We start from the raw sequence: 17,265 nt of genomic DNA, 5'->3' as shown, positions 1-17,265 counted from the left end.
ACAAACATAGAGTTGTGGCCTTGGTGCTTGCGTTATCATATCAGGCATGCCTGAGTCAGAAAAGAACGTCAAACAGGATCCGATTATCCAGCTCATTGTTTTCCGGCTGGGTGGAGAGGAGTACGGCATCCGCATCGAGCAAGTAAAGGAGGTAACTATTACCCCCGAAATTGCCCGTATGCCTAAAACGCCGTCATTCGTGAAGGGAATTGCTAACCTGCGCGGCGATATTATTGCTGTCATCGACTTAGAAGAGCGGTTCCAGCTACGGCCCGGAGGAGAGGAAATGCCCTCTACTTCCTACACTATGGCTATTGAGGCCAAGGATTATACCATCGGTATTATGGTGCGGGAGGTACCGCAACCCCTTTCCATTCCGATGTCTATTATTGAGAAGGCCCCGGAATTTATCCAGGACATGAATATTCATGACAAGTATATCGAAGGGATTGCCAAGGTCGAGAGCCGTATTATTGTTGTTCTAGATATGCTGAAGCTGCTCTCGCCGTCTGAAATCATGCTATTACAGGCCAAAGCGGAATCTTCTACTACCAGCACCCGTACAAAAGCGTAGTTCAGACGTACTGTTCAGCTCCTTTTTCCTCATTCTGCATTCCGCTTTCTTCATGAAAAACCGCATCCTCATCGTCGACGATTCCTTCTACATGCGTACGATGCTTAAGAATATGCTTACCGACGCCGGTTACGAGGTGGTAGGAGAAGCAGCCAATGGGCAGCAGGCTATGGAAATGGCTTTAGCTACTAAGCCCGACCTGATTACACTTGATGTTATTTTGCCCGATAACACTGGCCTTGATGTACTGAAAGGCATCCGCCAAGAGCAGCCAGATGTGAAGGTAGTAATGTGCTCAGCTGTTGGGCAGGAAGTAATTGTAAACGAAGCGTTGGAAAGTGGTGCTACTGCCTACATCGTCAAGCCTTTCTCTGAAGAGAAAGTACTAGAGATTGTAACCAGCGCCCTGCAAGAGTCTGACTCCGAGCCTTCCTAGTACCACTGCTTTGCTTACGCCCCGTAGCCCTGTTAGGTGGCGCGAGGTTTTTCAATACGCGTTTTCACTCTAGTGTCCGTTTTAGCCCCTCCTTTTACGTTACTGCTTGGCACCCTGCCCACCTTCGTGCGGGCAGAGCTGATGCGGCTGTTAAGCCCGGACCCAGACCTGTCTGTGGCCGGCATTGCTGCGTCAGTAAAGGAGTTGCCGGCATTAGCGCGTAAGGTACGGCCGGGGGTAGTGCTCGTGGGGGAAGATTCTCTGCTAAGCCTGGAGTTACTACAGCGTCAGTTCCCGGTTCCTGTACTACTATACAGCACTAGGCCTCCGCTACCGGCCATGCTCCGCGAAGCAGCCCGCCTAGGGGTGTATGACTACATAACCGCCGCCCCCGTAGCCGGAACCGAACTGGCCGAATGGCGTCGCTTGCTAAAGCGAAAACTGCTGGCGGTCCGGCCCAAGCTGGTCGCCCCAAAGGCTCATATACCCACAATCCGTCAAACGATTCTTCCCCTGCAGCCTAAAGGCGTAGTGGTACTGGGTGGCTCAACCGGGGGCGCTCCGGCCGTAGCCGCTATTCTGCGGGGTTTGCCTGCTACCTTTCCATGGGCGGTGCTGGTGGCGGTGCATCTGCCCGAGCATTTTACGGAGTCATTAGTTGAGCGCTTGCGCCGGGCTAGTGCCCTGCCCGTAGTAGCTGCAACCAACGGAAGTCGGTTACAGGCCGGCCAAGTAATAGTAGCACGCGGGGGGCAGAATATGGTGATGAGCGCAGTGACAGACAGTCCGTGGCCGGGTTGGCAAACGCTATTTGCCAACGAAACGACCCTCGATGTGCCCTCAATCGACTTACTGATGCACTCAGCAGCCCGCACTGCAGGCCGTAATGTGCTGGGTGTGGTTTTAACGGGTCTCGGCCAAGATGGTACAAAAGGAGCCGGTACTATTCGTCAGCACGGCGGGGTGGTAGTAGCACAAGACGAAGCCTCATCAGCAGTTTTTGGCATGCCCAAAGCGGTTGTTGCTGCAGGCAACACTGATGCTGTGTTACCACTATCTGATATTGCCGGGTACATTGTGCGCCACGCGCAACCGCATAAAGCGGGGCTGCTAGGTCGCTTTTCTTCGCTTTCTCAATCGGTAACCGCACGATGAAATCGAGAGAGCAAGAGTACCGCGAAATCTTCATGGCTGAGGCGCTCGAGTATTACGACGCCATGAGCCGCCACATTAGTGAGCTGGAGCGCAACCCCACGGATGAGCCTGCGCTGAATGAGCTGTTCCGGCTCATGCACAACCTCAAGTCCAACTCCCGGGCAATGGGCTACAACCCCATTGGCGAGCTGGCCCATCACATGGAAACCATCTTCGGGCTGATTCGCAGCAAGGAGAAAGCCTTTACTGGCTCCGTTGTACCAGTGCTCTTCAATGGCATTGATACAATTGGGGAAATGATCCGGGCCGTTGGTGCTAATGAGGAACTACCCCAGGTAAATCGGCTGATGGAAAACCTCGACCTTCTGGTACGGGGAGAAGAACCAAACTTAGAAGCGGAGGAAGAAGAGGAAGACGCCACGCGTAAAATTGAGCTTTCCGACCTGGTGTACATCCAGATTCGCAAGCTTGACCATTTGCTTAACCTAGTAGGAGAGCTGATCATTGACCGTGACCGGGTTCTGACGCTAGCTCAGGAAATCGGCAACCCGTCTTTGATGACGGCTGCAACCCATCTTTCGCGTATTGCCGACGAGCTGCAGTACAGCGTGATGGATGCGCGACTGGTAGGGGTGGGTTCTCTGTTTAATAAATTTCCGAGGGTAGTACGAGACGTTGCGAATACCGAGAAGAAGGATGTAGAACTGACGGTGGTTGGGGAAGACATTCAGATTGACCGGAATATTCTGCAGATCATTACCGATGCGTTGCTGCACTTGGTGCGTAACGCTATTGGCCACGGACTGGAAACACCCGAAGAACGAAAAGCAGCCGGCAAACCAGAACAAGGTCACCTCACACTTTCAGCCCAAGCCGAGCGCGACGATGTACTTATTCAGGTGCGCGACGACGGCAGGGGCATTGACGTAGCCAGTGTGCGCCGCAAAGCCATTGAGCGGGGCTTAGTATCCGCGGAAGTTGCCCGAACCCTGAACAATGAGGCCGTGCAGGCTTTCTTGTTTGAGCCGGGTTTCTCCATGGCCAGCGAGGTAACTGAAATTTCGGGCCGGGGCGTTGGCCTTGATGTGGTGAAGATTGCCATTGACTCACTAGGCGGTCAGCTGCGAGTAGAGTCCGTACTAGGGCAAGGCACGACCTTCTCGTTAGTGCTGCCCACTTCTATTGCGGTTAAAGGCGCGCTGCTGTTTGAGCTTGACCAGCGCAGCTACGCTATTCCGCTTATGCACACCGATTCGGTGGTGTCCTTGATGCCACGGGATTTTAACGTAGTCGGCGGCGTGCTGCTGACGCGGGTGCAGGATGAAAACGTGCCGGTGGTTTCGCTGCGCCGTTTGCTCCACAACGGCGACGGGCAATTAGCGCCTGCCACCAAAGAAGACCTTACCGGTCGTCAGGATATCATCATTGTCAACTACAGTAACCGCCGGCTGGGCCTGATCGTTGATCGATTCCTGCGGCAGCAGGATATTGTGGTGAAGCCAATGAGTAAACCGCTGGATACCATTGACTTGTTTGGCGGCGTTACGCTGTTGGGTAGCGGGCAAGTGTGCCTGGTGCTCGATGTACCCGCGTTAACTCGACTGTTTCTAGCCAAACGACCGTAATTCACGTATTGCAGACCTGTAGCGGCCGGCTTCGGCTTGCTGCTCTTTCAAATAACTCCTATGGATTTGCACATGACGGAACTGGAGCGGGATATAATCCGCGAAATCCTGAATATCGGACTGGCTCGCGCCGCCGATTCATTCGCGGTTATCGCCCAGGAGAAGGTGTTGCTGGAAGTGCCCAATCTGGATATTGTTTCCGGTAAAACTATCCTAGAAAAGGTGCGCGACCTGCAGTCAGGCCACGTCATCATCCAATCCGATATTCGTGGCGACTTCAACGGCACGACCCTCATGTTTTTCTCAGGGCAACACGTGCAGCGGCTTTCGCGCGTGTGTCTGCGCATGAATACTTCCGATTCCACGCAAATCGATGAGATGCAGGAGTCGTTGCTGCTGGAAATCAGCAATATAATTACCGGAGCGCTGGTAACCCAGTTGGCCAATATTCTGAAGGCCAGCATTTATGGCGCGCCACCTAAGCATCCGCGCGGCGATATGGCCGAGGCCCTGAACAGCCTGCTCCTGAACCGCCCCATGGTGCAGCCGCTTATCTTCTCGGTAGTCACGCAGTTCTCGGATAAAGAAAATTCTGTAGAACTGCCCCTGATGATCTTCTTTGACCGCGACACGTTCGACAAGATTTTGGACATTATCCGTACCTACGATTTTATGGGCGGGCAGCAGGCCGGTTCGTAAATTTGTCAACGCCACGGTTCCGGGCACTTTGTAGTGGCTCCTGACGCCAGGTAGTACGCCAGAATGGCGCTACTACCTGAGGTGCGGGGGCCACTGCCGTTTCTGGTCCATTCATTCCTTCTCCTCTCACTTCATTTGTATGGCTACTTCAGCTTCTTCTCTGGAAGAAAAACTCGCCAATTTTGACCCAAACGCCCTCGGCGACACTGCCGGTGGCGTGTTTGGGCTGCCATTTACGCCTGCTGAAGCGCAGGTAATTATTGTACCTGTACCATGGGAAGTAACGGTATCGTATCGGGCTGGTACGGCTGCAGGCCCGGAAGCTATCCGGACGGCATCGTTGCAGGTTGATTTGTACGACCCAGATTTGCCAGACGCTTGGAAAATGGGTCTGGCCATGGAAGAACCGGATGCCAAAATAGCCGCCGAAAGCCTGGAGCTACGCCCCATGGCGGAAGAGTACATTGGGTGGCTGGAAGAGGGAGAGCCCGAAGAAACCCACGCTACCTACTCGGTGGTACCCAACCGCCTGAACCAGCGCGGTGAGGCCTTGCTAGGGTGGCTTAAAAAGAAAACCGGTGCTCTGCTTGATGCCGGCAAGGGGGTAGTAGTATTGGGCGGCGACCATAGCACGCCGCTTGGCTATCTGCACGCGCTGGCGGAACGCCACGAAGAGTTCGGTATTCTGCAGATTGATGCCCACTGCGACCTGCGCCCCGCGTACGAGGGCTTTGAGTTTTCGCATGCCTCCATCATGTACAATGCCCTGAAGCTGCCGCAGGTGAAGAAGCTAGTGCAGGTGGGCATCCGCGACTATTGCCAGCAGGAAGCAGAGTTCATTCAGCAGAGCAACGGCCGCGTGGCCCTGTTCGCCGACCGGTTTCTGAAGGCGGAAATGCTTGGCGGTAAGTCGTGGAAGAAGGAGTGCAAAAAGATTATTGCCCAGCTTCCGCAGAAGGTATACCTCAGCTTTGACATTGACGGGCTGGACCCCAAGCTTTGCCCCGGCACGGGTACGCCCGTTCCCGGCGGCCTGGAGTTTGAGCAAGCTCTATACCTGATCCGGATGGTAGTACGCTCGGGCCGCACTATTATCGGTTGCGACCTGAACGAAGTAGCCCCCGGCGATACAGAGTGGAATGCCATTGTAGGAGCGCGCTTGCTGTACCACATGGCCAACTGGATGGGCGTTTCGCAAGGACGCACGAAGGCCATTGAAGTGGAGAAATAAGGTGCTACACTTGCACAAGGTGGGAGGCAGCCGAAGAAGAGAGAAATTCGCTCTTTTTCGGCTGCCTCCCACTTTTTTCTGCTTATTACGTACAATATTCAACTCCCTGAATTCTGTACTTCTCTCACCTAACCTCGTTTGTGCCTTATGGGCTTCATTCTCAAGTTTATCCTGTCGGCCATTATCACATATGTGCTGGCCAAATTTCTGCCGGGCTCCCATATTGATGGGTTCACGGATGCCATCATCCTAGTGATTGTGCTGGCCATTCTGAATGCGGTGGTCAAGCCGATTCTGAAGATTATTGGCTTGCCCATCACCATCCTGACGTTGGGACTTTTCCTGTTTGTCATCAATGCCCTTATCGTCATGCTGGCCAGCTACCTGCTTTCCGGCTTTGAGGTGGATGGCTTCTTCTCGGCCCTCATTTTCAGCATTGTGCTGTCACTGGTAACCTCGGTTATTGATATGGTTACGGACCGCGGATAGTACTAGGCCCTGATAAACGACAAACCCCGACTAGTTTAGCGCTAGCCGGGGTTTATCGTTTATCGAGGCCTAGTAAATTGCTTTTTACACAAGTTCTTGCGGCGCCTGGGCGGCCCGTCTGCGGCGCAGCATACGTACAACCAGCAGCAACACGATACCCAGCAATAGGAGGGGCCACGCCGTAACAAGAGCGAGTACCAATCCTGTCATCAGTTCCCAGCCGTTGTAAAACGACGCAGCAAGCCGGCTTCGGAAGGAAAGCACCGGCGCCTCTGGGGCGGGCAACGTCAGGATTTGGAAATAGGAGAGGGTGATGGTGGAGTAGGCCACTTCATCATTGAGCGTTTTCAGGCGGCTTTCCGTCGACTCAATGTCTTCCCTGGTTTCCCCAATCTTGGCCTCGATTTCCAGGATATCAGTTATTTTTTTGGCTTGGCTAAGTAGCGCAATATAGCGCTGCTCTACGGCGCGCTTGGTACGCAGCCTAGCCGACACATCTGCATGCTCAGCCGTCACATCGTCGGTGCTGAGGGTTTTGGACTCCAGCGTGCCTAGTCCGTTAAGGCGCGCCAGCAGGGTTTGAAAGCGCGACGGAGCCACCCGAATTTTCATCTGATGATTCCACCGCCCATTCTCCCGGACTTCAGAGGCTTGTTCTACAAAGGCACCTAGAGCCTGCGTGAGGCTGTCCATACGCGCATTGGCACGAGGCAAATCTTCCACCCGAATGCGTACATCGGCATGGTACACCAGCTTCCGATTGGCTGCCGGCACAGCCGATGCTTGGGCAGCGCCGCTAGCAATGCTCTCTTGCGGGGGCGGCCCGGGAGCTTCCGGGGCAGCAGGAGCAAGAGGAGGAGCTTCAAGTGCCATCACCTGAATGTTCCGGTCTTCTTGTGGGGCTTGGGCTCCATCTTTGTTTTCTTGCTGGCCGCTGCAGGCCGTTAAAGCCGCGCCGGCCAGCGCTGCCAGTAACCTCGTTCGAATACCCATAGTACTATCTGAAATAGAGAACAAGAATCCCCACTAGCTGCCATCAGGTGGATAACGGCACTAGATTCTACTTTAGTATCTGGTTTTTAAGATGCACGGGCGGCAGCGGGGTAGGCCGAAGCCGCTGCGCCACGCCGGTGCCAGCGGTAAGCAGCCCACCCGGTAAAGCCTAACAGCAGAGGCCAGCAATACGCCCCAATTACCAGCACCGAGCCTAACAGGTGCCAGCCAACGCTCCATCCTTCCTGCAGACGCATAAAAAGCGGCGTGGCCGTCGAAAGGTCAGCAGCGCTACGAGGCTGGAAATACGTGAGCTGAAGTGTTGCCAGGGCAGCTTGCTGCGCCAAGAGGTGGGCTTCAGCGGGAGGGTAGTACGAGGTAGTAGTGTCAGCCAAGGTAGTAGCACTGGCACGTAGCTTCGCTAGCTCGGCCACAATGTCCCGGGAACTGAGGTCCTTGCTGTGGACGGTGCCAAGCTGGGTTAGAGCGGCCGTGAGGGCTAGGAACTGCGCAGATGGAACCCGGACGGTGAGCTTCTGCTGATGGCGTCCTGCATCTGTGGTTTCATGGGCATCGGTGAGGTAGGCGCCAAAATGGGTTAGGGTGCTGTCGAGGCCGAATGTAGCTCGTTTGAAATCGGCCACTTCTAGCTCCATTTCGCCCAGGTATATTACCGGGTGCCCGACCGCTCGCCACAAGCGGGCAAGCGGTACATCAGAGGCAGGTGGGCTTGCAGCTGAGGCCGGAACTTGTGCCGCTGTGGCCGCATGTGGAGCGGGAAAGGAAGAATCAGAATCTGCGGACGCGCACTGCGTCAGCATCAGCCCCAACAGTGGGAGCAGATACACATACTTTTTCATCGGATAGGAGGGAAGAAGAATGGGATGAAAAAAGCTGCGCAGCTTCTGGCGGTTTATACCCGGGGGCTGATAACGTAACCCAGCGGCACGTCCTGAAAAACGGCGAAAGTGTTTCCCGGCCGCTGGCCATAACCTAAAACCGCCCGACCCTTTAAGAAAAGGCCGGGCGGTTTAGGAGAAGGTAGGGGGTAGTAACTAATAGGCTAGATGCGCCGAATGTGGGCCCCCAGCGCCGTGAGGCGCTTATCAATGTTTTGGTACCCGCGGTCAATCTGCTCCACATTTTCAATCACGCTGCGGCCATCGGCCGAAAGCGCAGCAATAAGCAACGCTACCCCGGCGCGAATATCGGGCGAGGTCATGGTGATACCGTGCAACTGATTGCGCTTGTCGAGGCCGATAACGGTTGCACGGTGCGGGTCGCAGAGAATGATTTGCGCGCCCATGTCGATGAGCTTGTCCACGAAAAACAACCGTGACTCAAACATTTTCTGGTGAATAAGCACCGTGCCTTTGGCCTGAGTAGCCACCACCAGCAGCACGCTTAGCAGGTCGGGCGTGAGGCCAGGCCACGTATGGTCCGAAATAGTCAGGATGCTGCCGTCGAGGTAGGTAGCAATTTCGTAATTGTCCTGCGCCGGAATGAAGATATCGTCGCCGCGGAATTCGAGCTGAATGCCCAGCTTGCGGAACGTATCCGGAATTAGGCCCAACTCCTGAATCTGACAATCCTTGATGGTGATTTCCGAACCCGTCATGGCCGCTAAGCCAATAAAGGAGCCGATTTCAATCATATCGGGCAGCATGCGATGCTCCGTGCCACCTAGGCGCTCCACGCCTTCAATGGTGAGCAGGTTCGAGCCGATGCCGTTGATTTTAGCGCCCATCCGCACCAACATTTTGCACAGCTGCTGCAAATACGGCTCGCAGGCGGCATTGTAGATGGTGGTTATTCCCTCGGCCAGTACAGCACCCATCACGATGTTGGCGGTACCCGTTACGGAAGCCTCATCGAGGAGCATGTAATTGCCCTTCAGGCGGCCTTCGGTGCTGATGCGGTAGAAGTCTTTACCCTCCAGCGTGAGCTTACCGCCTAGCTTCTCTAAGCCAACGAAGTGCGTATCGAGGGGGCGGCGTCCGATTTTGTCGCCGCCGGGCTTGGGTAGCTGGCACTTGCCGAAGCGCGCCAGCATGGGCCCCAGAATCATCACGGAGCCGCGCAAGGAGCGGCCCTGCGCCACAAACTCCTGCGTATCCAGGTAGTCCAGGTGCACGTCATCGGCCTGGAAGCGGTAGGTATCGTTGGCGAGCTTGCCCACCTTTACGCCCATATCCCGCAGAAGCTCGATGAGTTTGTTGACGTCGCGGATGTCCGGGATATTGGAAATCGTAACGGGCTCATCTGTGAGCAACACGGCACACAGAATTTGGAGAGCTTCGTTTTTGGCGCCCTGAGGCACGATTTCACCTTTCAGCGGCTGACCGCCGATAACTTCAAAAGAGGCCATGAAAAAGGGAGCTGGTAGCGGTAAGCTAGTAGCTGTTGGCTAGTGTAAAAGAAAAAATACGCCGGACTGTGCTCTGCTGCTTTCAGGATGTACCTAAAAACAGCGCGGCTCCTTATTGCGGTGGTTGTTGTGGTTCTTGGCGGCCTTTTTTGCCACCACGCCGCTGTTTGTCGCGGCGGTTATTGTTGTTGCCACCTCCGCGGCGTACGTCTCGGTCCTGCTGTTGGCGGGGCTGAGGCACCACAAACGGCGCGGGCCGAGTGCCAGCGGCAGGCATTGAAAATTCAAACAGATTCTGGGCTTCTACCTGGTCGGCATCTAGCACCAACTGTCCGCCCGATAGCTCTTTCAGGTGCTTCAGAATAGTGACATCCTTGGCGTTTTCCTTGTTGTGCGAGCGGTACAGGAACTTCATGGTGCGGCCAATGACAATGGTTGCCTGCTCACGCTCCGCTGGGTCTTCAATGGTCAGGGCTTTCTCGATGAGCTGGTCAACGGCGCGGCCATAGGCGCGAAGCTTGGGGCCTTTGCTGGGGTAGGCTACTCGCTTAGGGGCTGGCAAATTGGCTTGGGCTACCAGCGGAAATGGCGCATCTACGTCCAGCTCGCCATCAGCCATTTCAAAAATATGATTCCATACTTTTTGCTGGGAATCAGGTTGGTCGCGGAGGGCGGGCTGAATGCGGAAAATAAGCTGCACAATTTGCTGTGCCCGGCGCGTACGCTCGGCACGGTCTTCCACGTCGCGCAGTTGCTGCACGAGCTGGAAGGTGCTCTGGCCGTACTCACGCTGGAGCAGCTCGTGCTTATGAAGAGAAGGTAAGGTCATGAAAATGGTATTCGGAGGGCCAAATATACGCCAAACCTTGCCCCTTTGGCATCCTATTTTGCACAGGAAGGCCAGCGGCAAGGTCAGGCAAGAAGGAACGACGGGCTACAGCCGCGCTGCAAGTATCTAAAGTAACGCGAATATGGCAATTTGGGTACACCTCCAGGTAATCCACCGGCCCACGGAGTACTTGAGTTCCTTACAAATAGCAACACAGTATTCCAAGGGCCGGCGGTTTCAGCTCCCGGCAGGGCTAGTGTACCCGCAGCTTGGCAAAGCTGAGCAGCAGGGTTTTTTCGCCTACTTCCTCAAATAAGATAATGGCCTTGGTAGAGCCTGATACCGTTTCTAGCTTAGAAACGGTACCAAACCCAAACTTGGGGTGCTCCACGCGCTGCCCGGTTTGCAGGTTACTCGTGTCGGAGGGCTTGAAGTCGGCGGGAGGAGAGTACTTGGTAGCTACAGTTTTGCGTGGCGCCGGCGGTACTAGGTTGCTGCGCCGCTCAAACACGTGTCCAAACGGCGACTCACCCGGGCCAGCACTGCCAACAGGGCCCGCCGAGAATTTGAAGTCGACGTATTGTGGGTCGATTTCATCCAGAAAGCGACTTTTCTCGCAGCTGCGCAGGTTGCCCCACTGGTAGCGTGATGTGGCATAGCTCAGGGTCAGCTTCTTCTCTGCTCTGGTAATGGCCACGTAAAACAGGCGACGCTCTTCTTCCAGGTCAGCCCGCGAGGTAATCATCATCTGGCTCGGGAAGAGGTTTTCCTCCATACCCACGATGTACACGTTCCGAAACTCCAGGCCTTTGGCCGAGTGAATCGTCATCATGGTCACCTGCTCACCCTCGCTCTGGGCATCCTTCGTGTCGGCATCGGTTACTAGGGCAATATCCTGCAGGAAGGAGCCTAGCGTTTTATCCTCGCGCTCTGGGTCTTCCACGAAGGCCTTGATGCCGTTGAGCAGTTCCTGAATGTTTTCGTAGCGGGAAAGTCCCTCGATGCTTTTATCGGCATAGAGCTCCTCAATCATGCCGGAGTTTTTGGCAATGAACTTGGCCGCCTCAAACGCGTCGTCCTTCGCGGCTACCGCCGTGTAGGCCTTAATCTTCTCGGCAAAATCGACAATGGGGTTGGCGGCGCGCGTTGGCAAGAACTGGTCGGCGTTGGCTACCACTTCCCAGATGGTGTGGTTCGATTCCTCAGCCGCGTTGATGAGCTTGGCAATGGTCGTATCCCCGATGCCGCGCTTGGGGTAGTTGATAACCCGGCGCAAGGCCTGCTCATCATTGGGGTTTACCGTCAGGCGCAGGTAGGCTACTAGGTCCTTGATTTCCTTGCGCTGGTAGAAGCTCAGGCCGCCCACAATCTTGTACTTGATGTTGAGCTTGCGCAAGGATTCCTCCATGGCCCGGCTCTGGGCGTTGGTGCGGTACAGGATGGCAAAATCATCGTACGACAAGTGGTGGTTCATCTTGTCCTCGTAGATGCTGTTGGCCACCAACTTGCCTTCCTCGTTATCCGAAGCGGCCTTCAAGACCTCAATCAGGGGGCCTTCCTCGTTATCCGAGAATACATCTTTGCGCAGCTGGGCCTGGTTGTTTTTGATAACCGAGTTAGCGGCCCGCACAATGTTCTTGGTAGAACGGTAGTTCTGCTCCAGCTTGAACACCTGCAGCTCCGGGTAGTCTTTTTCAAAGTTCAGAATGTTCTGAATATCAGCGCCCCGGAAAGCGTAAATGCTTTGGGCATCGTCGCCTACCACGCAAATGTTCCGCTCCTTGGCCGCCAGCTTGCGCGCAATCAGGTACTGCGAGTAGTTGGTGTCCTGATACTCGTCGACCATCACGTACCGGAACATGTTCTGGTATTTGTTGAGCACATCCGTGTGGTCCTTGAACAGCACGTTGGTTTGGTACAGCAGGTCGTCGAAGTCCATAGCGCCGGCCTTGAAGCACCGGTTGGCGTACTGCTGGTAAATCACGCCGAGCTTAGGGCGCAACGCGGCCTCGTCATCCTGGCGGATAACGGGGTCGTTGAGGTACTGCTGCACCGAAATCAGCTTGTTTTTCGCGGCTGATATCCGCCCCAGTACCATGTTTGGCTTGTAGAGCTTGTCGTCGAGCTCCAGCTCTTTCAGAATCTGCCCAATCAGCGTTTTGCTGTCCTGAGTGTCGTAGATGGTAAAGGAGCGAGGGTAGCCGATTTTATCGGCCTCGGAACGCAGAATGCGGGCAAAAATGCTGTGGAAGGTGCCCATCCAGAGGTTTTTGGCGTTCGGGCCTACTACCTTCTCAATACGGGCGCGCATCTCTTTGGCCGCCTTGTTGGTAAAGGTCAGGGCCAGGATATTGAACGGGTCAACGCCCTGTTCCAGCAGGTTGGCAATGCGGTACGTGAGCACCCGGGTTTTGCCGGAACCGGCGCCTGCTATAATCATGCAGGGGCCGTCGATTTGCATCACGGCAGCCGCCTGCGAGGGGTTCAATAACGAATGATAATCAAGTGCCATGCGTGTCAGTCAGATCGGAAACTAAGCTTTTTGGCTTGTTAGCAAAGGTAGGGCTTTCGGGTGGGGTAGCGAAACGCCGAAGGGGTAGTACTTCGCCTCCACTGCGGCTCGGCGCAAAGAACAGCGCGGTTCAGCCGCAAAAGGCCCCTAGTCCTAACCAAAGCGCCGACAGATTCGTTGCCAGCGGTTCTGATTCTTACGCTACTGCTGGCCCAAACGCCAGACAACCAAACCGCACAGCATAAGCCACTCTTGTATCTTCGTGCGGTGAATGCTGCTGCTACCCCCGCTAATCTGGTCAAGTTCCCGATTTCCTTGCTCTGCCTTTCCAAAAGCTGGGGCGGATTAGAGCTCAATACTGTGCGCTTTGCTGACTGGATGCAGCGCCGCGGCTGGCCCGTACAGATTATCACGCTAGAAGCTTCACCTATTGCCGCCCGAGCCCAAGAGGTAGGCGTGCCGGTTGTGTTCCTACGCAACCCCTGGAAAGCGGCCGACGTTCCGGCCGCCGGGCGCCTAGCCGGTATCCTGCGGGCTTTCGGCACCCAGGTGCTCTTGGTCACCCGCAACGGCGACCTGGGTTTGGCAGTGCTCTGCAAAACTCTGCGGCTGCCTGCTCTACGGGTGGTGTACCAGCAGCACATGCAGCTGGGCCTGCCGAAGCGCGGACTCCTGCACACGCTGCGCTACCGCGCCCTCGATGCCTGGCTTTCTCCGCTACCCGGCCTAGCGCGGCAGGTGCTGGAAAAAACCTGCCTCGCAGCCAATAAGCTGCATGTGGTGCCGCTGGGCATCGAGCTAGAAAAGTTTGCCGATCCGGCCCTAACCCAAACGCAAGCTCGAGCGCAACTCAACCTAACGTTGCCCGATGATGCTGTGCTACTAGGCCTCATTGGCCGCTTTGATGAAGGGAAAGGGCAGGATTTTGTGGTAGAAGCGCTGGCAGGGCTGCGCCAGCAGTATCCGCAGCTGCACTTGCTGCTGGTTGGCGAATCGACCCGCAACGAGGGCAATGCTTACCGTGAAGCCGTTCTAGGCAGGGTTGAGGCATTAGGCGTAGCTAGTGCCGTGCATGTGCGAGAGTTCACGCCCCATCCGGAGGTAGCGTACCGCGCTATGGATATTTCTATCACGGCTTCCGTTAACGAAACCTACGGCATGGTTACGATTGAGGCCATGGCCACGGGGCTGCCCGTGGTTGCCTCTGCCGCCGGGGGCACACTGGAGATAGTAGAAGACAACAAAACCGGCCTGCTATTTCCGCTGCGCGACGCTGCTGCTTTCGCGCAAGCTATCCGACGGTTGGTGCAGAATAAAGACCTAGCAACACAGCTTGGTCAGCAGGCCCAGGGCCAGGCGCTGGCTACTTACTCGCACCACCGCCAGTGCGAGCTGACGGAGAAAGTGCTGTGGGCGCTGCGGTAATTCAGGTATCTTTGTGCCTTGTTTGCTCGCCCAAGAAGGCACCAGCAGCTGGCAGTAGGTGTTAGCACCCATTGGGCTAGGAAACCCGAGCAAACAGTAGCACATGATTCAGATTCAGAATACCCTGATTTCCGACGACGTTCGGGATAATTTTTTCGTTTGCAACCTCGAAGCCTGCAAAGGTGCCTGCTGCGTAGAAGGTGACCTGGGCGCACCCTTGGAGGACGACGAACTGCAGATTTTGCAGAACGAGTACGAAGCCATCAAGCCGTTCCTTACCGAGGCTGGCCGTCAGGCTATCGAGGCGCAGGGCCTCTACATCAAAGATTGGGAAGGCGACTACAGCACTACCACCATCAACGACCGGGAATGTGCTTACGCTTTGTATGATGAACGTGGCATTCTGAAGTGCGGTATCGAGCAGGCCTACCTGGCGGGTGCTACTAGCTTCAAAAAACCCATCAGCTGCCACTTGTACCCCATCCGGATTACCAAGTATGAAGGCTTTGAAGCCCTCAACTACGACCGGTGGACGATTTGCTCACCCGCCTGTTCCTTTGGCGCCAGCCTAGGGGTGCGCGTGTATCAGTTCCTGAAAGAGCCGCTTATCCGCAAATACGGCGAAGAATGGTACGGCGAATTAGTGCACGAAATCGAGCATACTTCTCCTGAAGTGTAACACACCAATACTGTAGCAAAAAGGCCGGCGCACATGCGTCGGCCTTTTTGTTGTGTTGCCGATAGCCGGCAGTCAGTATGAACTTAGGGTAGAGCGGTTCGGCTTCTGGTAGGGGCTAGTGGTTGGAAAGAAGTTGGGTGCAAAAAAGGGCTAACCACTTGGCTAGCCCCTTTCTGGGAATCACTCACATGTGAAGCTTCAGGCAATTACTGCCACGTATCGGTCCGCGTTTGCGTAGTGCCCGATGGGGTGAAGGTGCGGTTGGAGCCGCCTTCATAGAGCACATTGCCGGCGCCATCTTTACGGATGTATTTGTACTGCACTGAAACGCCGCTGGTCAGGTTCACGGTGCCGCTCCACTTCGGATAGGCCGCGCCGCTGAGCTTGATGGCATTTGACGTGTTCCAGCTGCCTAGCTGAGCCGTGCTGCCCACCACGTACACATCCTGGCCCGATACCGTGTTGCTATAGGTCACGTTAAACGTCACGGCCGTGGTGCCCGTGGTAGGAGGAGGCGTAGTGCCGCCTACCGTGCCGGGTACCCATACGGAGTAGCTGCGCGCATTTACCGGGAATACGCCGTAGCCGTTGGCATCAGTCGTAATGGTGCTGGTGCTGTTGCCGGTTTTGTCGGTGAGGGTTGCGCTCTTGAAGGGGGTAGTAATACCCTTGGTGCGCGCTGAGCCGCCATCGTTCAGCAGCATGAGCAGGCCGGCGTGCGTGGCATCGCCCGAGCGGGAGTAGGCATACACATCGGCGTCGTTTACGCTCGTGTACTCAAAGCCGGTGCCGTAGGCATTAGCCCGCCGAATTTCCGTGAGCTTCTTGATCTGGGCGCCGAGGCCGTAGTTGTAGTAGTCTTTGTAGAAAACGCAGGGGTAGCCTTTCTCGCGAGTCAGGATGTAGGCGTAGGCCAGCATCTTGAGATTGGTAACCGGCGAGTAAAGCGCACCAGGGTGGTCGGTGTCGTGGTTATCTACAAAGGAAACCGACAGCGGGCCATTGGCTTCGGTGAAGCCGGCAAACTGCAGGCCGCGCATATCCCAGCTGCCATTACCGTTGCTCATGTCGGCAAACGTGTAGTGCAGCGGTACATCGAACAGGCTGGTGCGGCCACCGGTAGCGGCGGCGTAGTTTTTCAGCTCGTTCAGGTCGCGGAACCAAGCTTCGCTCACGGCAAAGCGGGTGCCCTTCACGTTATCCAACCACCGGTTTATGTAGCTGGTCTGAATGTGCTTGGTAGCGTCCAGGCGGTATCCATCTAGGCCAAGCTTGTTGGTAATCCAGTTACCCCACGTGATGGTTTCGTTGGCGTTATTTACGTCGGCATACCGGATTTCGGAGCCTAGCAGGTTATCGTACGCGTCGCCGTTGGCGTAAGGCTGGAAATCGTAGGAGTACCACTGATACCAGCCATTATTAGGAGCCTGCTGGGTAGCGCTGAAGTTATACCAGTGCCACTTGTACGAGCTGTAGGTGTTGTTGCGGCCAGGGTACGTGAAGCTGGTGTACACGTTGTACTGGTTGTTCGCTAGCTCCTGGTTATCAGCAAAGGTCAGGTGGTTCATCACCATATCCTCGTACACCTGAATGCCCTGGTTGTGCAGCGCCGTTACCGCCGACTGCAGCTGCCCGATGGTGCCATAACGCGTAGGGATGGTGCCTTTCTGGTTGAATTCGCCGAGGTCGTATCGGTCGTACACGCCGTAGCCTACGTCATTCACGCTGCCGCCTTTGTAAGCCGGTGGTATCCAGAGAGCTGTGATACCGGCTGCCTTTAACTCAGCTGCCTTCGAACCAAGGTTCTGCCACCATGAGCCGGCGGGGTTACTGATGGGTACATCCCAATAAAAACCTTGCATCATTACGCCATTCGCAACAACGGCATTGCTGCTGGTGCTGGCTGTAATTGGGGCCGGGGGAGCCGGCGTGGCTACCTCTTTGTTGCAGGCCGAAAATAGCGTGCCCGCAGTCAGTAGCCCCCATAGGGCCACCACTGATTTTGTTTTCATTCGAGTGGGTGTTTTGGTTGGTAGTAGAAGAACAGTGCAAGTATAGAGGAGCTCAATATTAAATATGTAATACTATTTTGGCTATTCGAAAATTAATAGTGAGTGGTTACTAACCTGAATTTGACCGGTTTTTTAAACGGATTGATGCTTTATTATCCTGTTTTAGTCAATTATTAGTGCAACTTACAAGCAGTAATGTTCTGTTTGCAATCAATGGTGTTGTGTTGATTTAGTGCAA

At 55.3% G+C, this 17,265-nt stretch carries 15 protein-coding genes; 9 read left to right on the top strand and 6 right to left on the bottom strand.

The window, feature by feature from the left end; genetic code table 11:
* Nucleotides 1-46: 46 nt before the first annotated feature.
* The 7 genes from ACYVHC_RS02930 to ACYVHC_RS02900 all read left to right on the top strand — a co-directional run bounded on the left by ACYVHC_RS02930 (nucleotide 47) and on the right by ACYVHC_RS02900 (nucleotide 6,209).
* Complete coding sequence (locus tag ACYVHC_RS02930) at nucleotides 47-574, top strand: chemotaxis protein CheW (RefSeq protein WP_460612168.1); 528 nt, start codon at nucleotides 47-49, stop codon at nucleotides 572-574.
* A 52-nt stretch (nucleotides 575-626) separates the two neighbouring features.
* Nucleotides 627-1,010 carry a response regulator gene (locus tag ACYVHC_RS02925; RefSeq protein ID WP_460612167.1) on the top strand — a complete coding sequence of 128 codons (384 nt, stop codon included), beginning with the start codon at nucleotides 627-629 and terminating at the stop codon, nucleotides 1,008-1,010.
* A 72-nt stretch (nucleotides 1,011-1,082) separates the two neighbouring features.
* Entirely contained in the window at nucleotides 1,083-2,165 is a 1,083-nt protein-coding gene (locus ACYVHC_RS02920; protein ID WP_460612166.1) for a CheB methylesterase domain-containing protein, read from the top strand.
* Nucleotides 2,162-3,790: a chemotaxis protein CheA gene (locus ACYVHC_RS02915; RefSeq protein ID WP_460612165.1), complete on the top strand. Its 1,629-nt coding sequence runs from the start codon at nucleotides 2,162-2,164 to the stop codon at nucleotides 3,788-3,790. The genes ACYVHC_RS02920 and ACYVHC_RS02915 overlap by 4 nt, the downstream gene beginning before the upstream one ends.
* A 60-nt stretch (nucleotides 3,791-3,850) precedes the next feature.
* A complete protein-coding gene (locus ACYVHC_RS02910) occupies nucleotides 3,851-4,489 on the top strand; it encodes a chemotaxis protein CheC (protein ID WP_460612164.1) in 639 nt (212 codons plus the stop codon).
* 139 nt (nucleotides 4,490-4,628) lie between these two features.
* Nucleotides 4,629-5,720 (top strand): agmatinase family protein, encoded by a 1,092-nt coding sequence (locus tag ACYVHC_RS02905; RefSeq protein ID WP_460612163.1) that lies wholly within the window; start codon nucleotides 4,629-4,631, stop codon nucleotides 5,718-5,720.
* Between the two features lie 147 nt (nucleotides 5,721-5,867).
* Nucleotides 5,868-6,209, top strand: a complete 342-nt coding sequence (locus ACYVHC_RS02900) for a phage holin family protein (RefSeq protein WP_460612162.1) — start codon at nucleotides 5,868-5,870, stop codon at nucleotides 6,207-6,209.
* Between the two features lie 84 nt (nucleotides 6,210-6,293).
* Here ACYVHC_RS02900 and ACYVHC_RS02895 read toward each other — a convergent pair whose 3' ends face one another.
* The 5 genes from ACYVHC_RS02895 to ACYVHC_RS02875 all read right to left on the bottom strand — a co-directional run bounded on the left by ACYVHC_RS02895 (nucleotide 6,294) and on the right by ACYVHC_RS02875 (nucleotide 12,911).
* Entirely contained in the window at nucleotides 6,294-7,202 is a 909-nt protein-coding gene (locus ACYVHC_RS02895) for a DUF4349 domain-containing protein (protein ID WP_460612161.1), read from the bottom strand.
* 86 nt (nucleotides 7,203-7,288) lie between these two features.
* Complete coding sequence (locus ACYVHC_RS02890; RefSeq protein WP_460613125.1) at nucleotides 7,289-8,023, bottom strand: DUF4349 domain-containing protein; 735 nt, start codon at nucleotides 8,021-8,023, stop codon at nucleotides 7,289-7,291.
* Between the two features lie 242 nt (nucleotides 8,024-8,265).
* Nucleotides 8,266-9,570 (bottom strand): UDP-N-acetylglucosamine 1-carboxyvinyltransferase, encoded by a 1,305-nt coding sequence (gene murA, locus ACYVHC_RS02885; protein WP_460612160.1) that lies wholly within the window; start codon nucleotides 9,568-9,570, stop codon nucleotides 8,266-8,268.
* A gap of 112 nt (nucleotides 9,571-9,682) precedes the next feature.
* Entirely contained in the window at nucleotides 9,683-10,399 is a 717-nt protein-coding gene (locus ACYVHC_RS02880) for a DUF4290 domain-containing protein (RefSeq protein ID WP_460612159.1), read from the bottom strand.
* Between the two features lie 253 nt (nucleotides 10,400-10,652).
* Nucleotides 10,653-12,911: an ATP-dependent helicase gene (locus tag ACYVHC_RS02875; RefSeq protein WP_460612158.1), complete on the bottom strand. Its 2,259-nt coding sequence runs from the start codon at nucleotides 12,909-12,911 to the stop codon at nucleotides 10,653-10,655.
* Nucleotides 12,912-13,163: 252 nt separating this feature from the next.
* Between ACYVHC_RS02875 and ACYVHC_RS02870 the strand changes: the two genes are divergently transcribed.
* Together ACYVHC_RS02870 and ACYVHC_RS02865 are read left to right on the top strand one after the other, a co-directional pair.
* Nucleotides 13,164-14,336, top strand: a complete 1,173-nt coding sequence (locus ACYVHC_RS02870; RefSeq protein WP_460612156.1) for a glycosyltransferase family 4 protein — start codon at nucleotides 13,164-13,166, stop codon at nucleotides 14,334-14,336.
* Between the two features lie 103 nt (nucleotides 14,337-14,439).
* Nucleotides 14,440-15,015, top strand: a complete 576-nt coding sequence (locus ACYVHC_RS02865) for a DUF3109 family protein (RefSeq protein WP_460612155.1) — start codon at nucleotides 14,440-14,442, stop codon at nucleotides 15,013-15,015.
* Nucleotides 15,016-15,221: 206 nt separating this feature from the next.
* Here the strand turns inward: ACYVHC_RS02865 and ACYVHC_RS02860 are convergent, their stop codons facing one another.
* Complete coding sequence (locus ACYVHC_RS02860) at nucleotides 15,222-17,027, bottom strand: alpha-amylase (protein WP_460612154.1); 1,806 nt, start codon at nucleotides 17,025-17,027, stop codon at nucleotides 15,222-15,224.
* Nucleotides 17,028-17,265: the final 238 nt, after the last annotated feature.

Source organism: Hymenobacter seoulensis, assembly GCF_054780535.1.
The sequence above is the reverse complement of the archived record's forward strand: the minus strand, read 5'-3'. Positions and strand labels throughout refer to the sequence as shown.

What these genes read in the sequence shown, in the direction of transcription:
- ACYVHC_RS02930 (WP_460612168.1), top strand. Translation starts at nt 47, where the DNA reads ATGCCTGAGTCAGAAAAGAACGTCAAACAGGATCCGATTATCCAGCTC.
- ACYVHC_RS02925 (WP_460612167.1), top strand. Translation starts at nt 627, where the DNA reads ATGAAAAACCGCATCCTCATCGTCGACGATTCCTTCTACATGCGTACG.
- ACYVHC_RS02915 (WP_460612165.1), top strand. Translation starts at nt 2,162, where the DNA reads ATGAAATCGAGAGAGCAAGAGTACCGCGAAATCTTCATGGCTGAGGCG.
- ACYVHC_RS02910 (WP_460612164.1), top strand. Translation starts at nt 3,851, where the DNA reads ATGGATTTGCACATGACGGAACTGGAGCGGGATATAATCCGCGAAATC.
- ACYVHC_RS02905 (WP_460612163.1), top strand. Translation starts at nt 4,629, where the DNA reads ATGGCTACTTCAGCTTCTTCTCTGGAAGAAAAACTCGCCAATTTTGAC.
- ACYVHC_RS02900 (WP_460612162.1), top strand. Translation starts at nt 5,868, where the DNA reads ATGGGCTTCATTCTCAAGTTTATCCTGTCGGCCATTATCACATATGTG.
- ACYVHC_RS02895 (WP_460612161.1), bottom strand. Translation starts at nt 7,202, where the DNA reads ATGGGTATTCGAACGAGGTTACTGGCAGCGCTGGCCGGCGCGGCTTTA.
- ACYVHC_RS02890 (WP_460613125.1), bottom strand. Translation starts at nt 8,023, where the DNA reads ATGCTGACGCAGTGCGCGTCCGCAGATTCTGATTCTTCCTTTCCCGCT.
- murA (WP_460612160.1), bottom strand. Translation starts at nt 9,570, where the DNA reads ATGGCCTCTTTTGAAGTTATCGGCGGTCAGCCGCTGAAAGGTGAAATC.
- ACYVHC_RS02880 (WP_460612159.1), bottom strand. Translation starts at nt 10,399, where the DNA reads ATGACCTTACCTTCTCTTCATAAGCACGAGCTGCTCCAGCGTGAGTAC.
- ACYVHC_RS02875 (WP_460612158.1), bottom strand. Translation starts at nt 12,911, where the DNA reads ATGGCACTTGATTATCATTCGTTATTGAACCCCTCGCAGGCGGCTGCC.
- ACYVHC_RS02865 (WP_460612155.1), top strand. Translation starts at nt 14,440, where the DNA reads ATGATTCAGATTCAGAATACCCTGATTTCCGACGACGTTCGGGATAAT.
- ACYVHC_RS02860 (WP_460612154.1), bottom strand. Translation starts at nt 17,027, where the DNA reads ATGAAAACAAAATCAGTGGTGGCCCTATGGGGGCTACTGACTGCGGGC.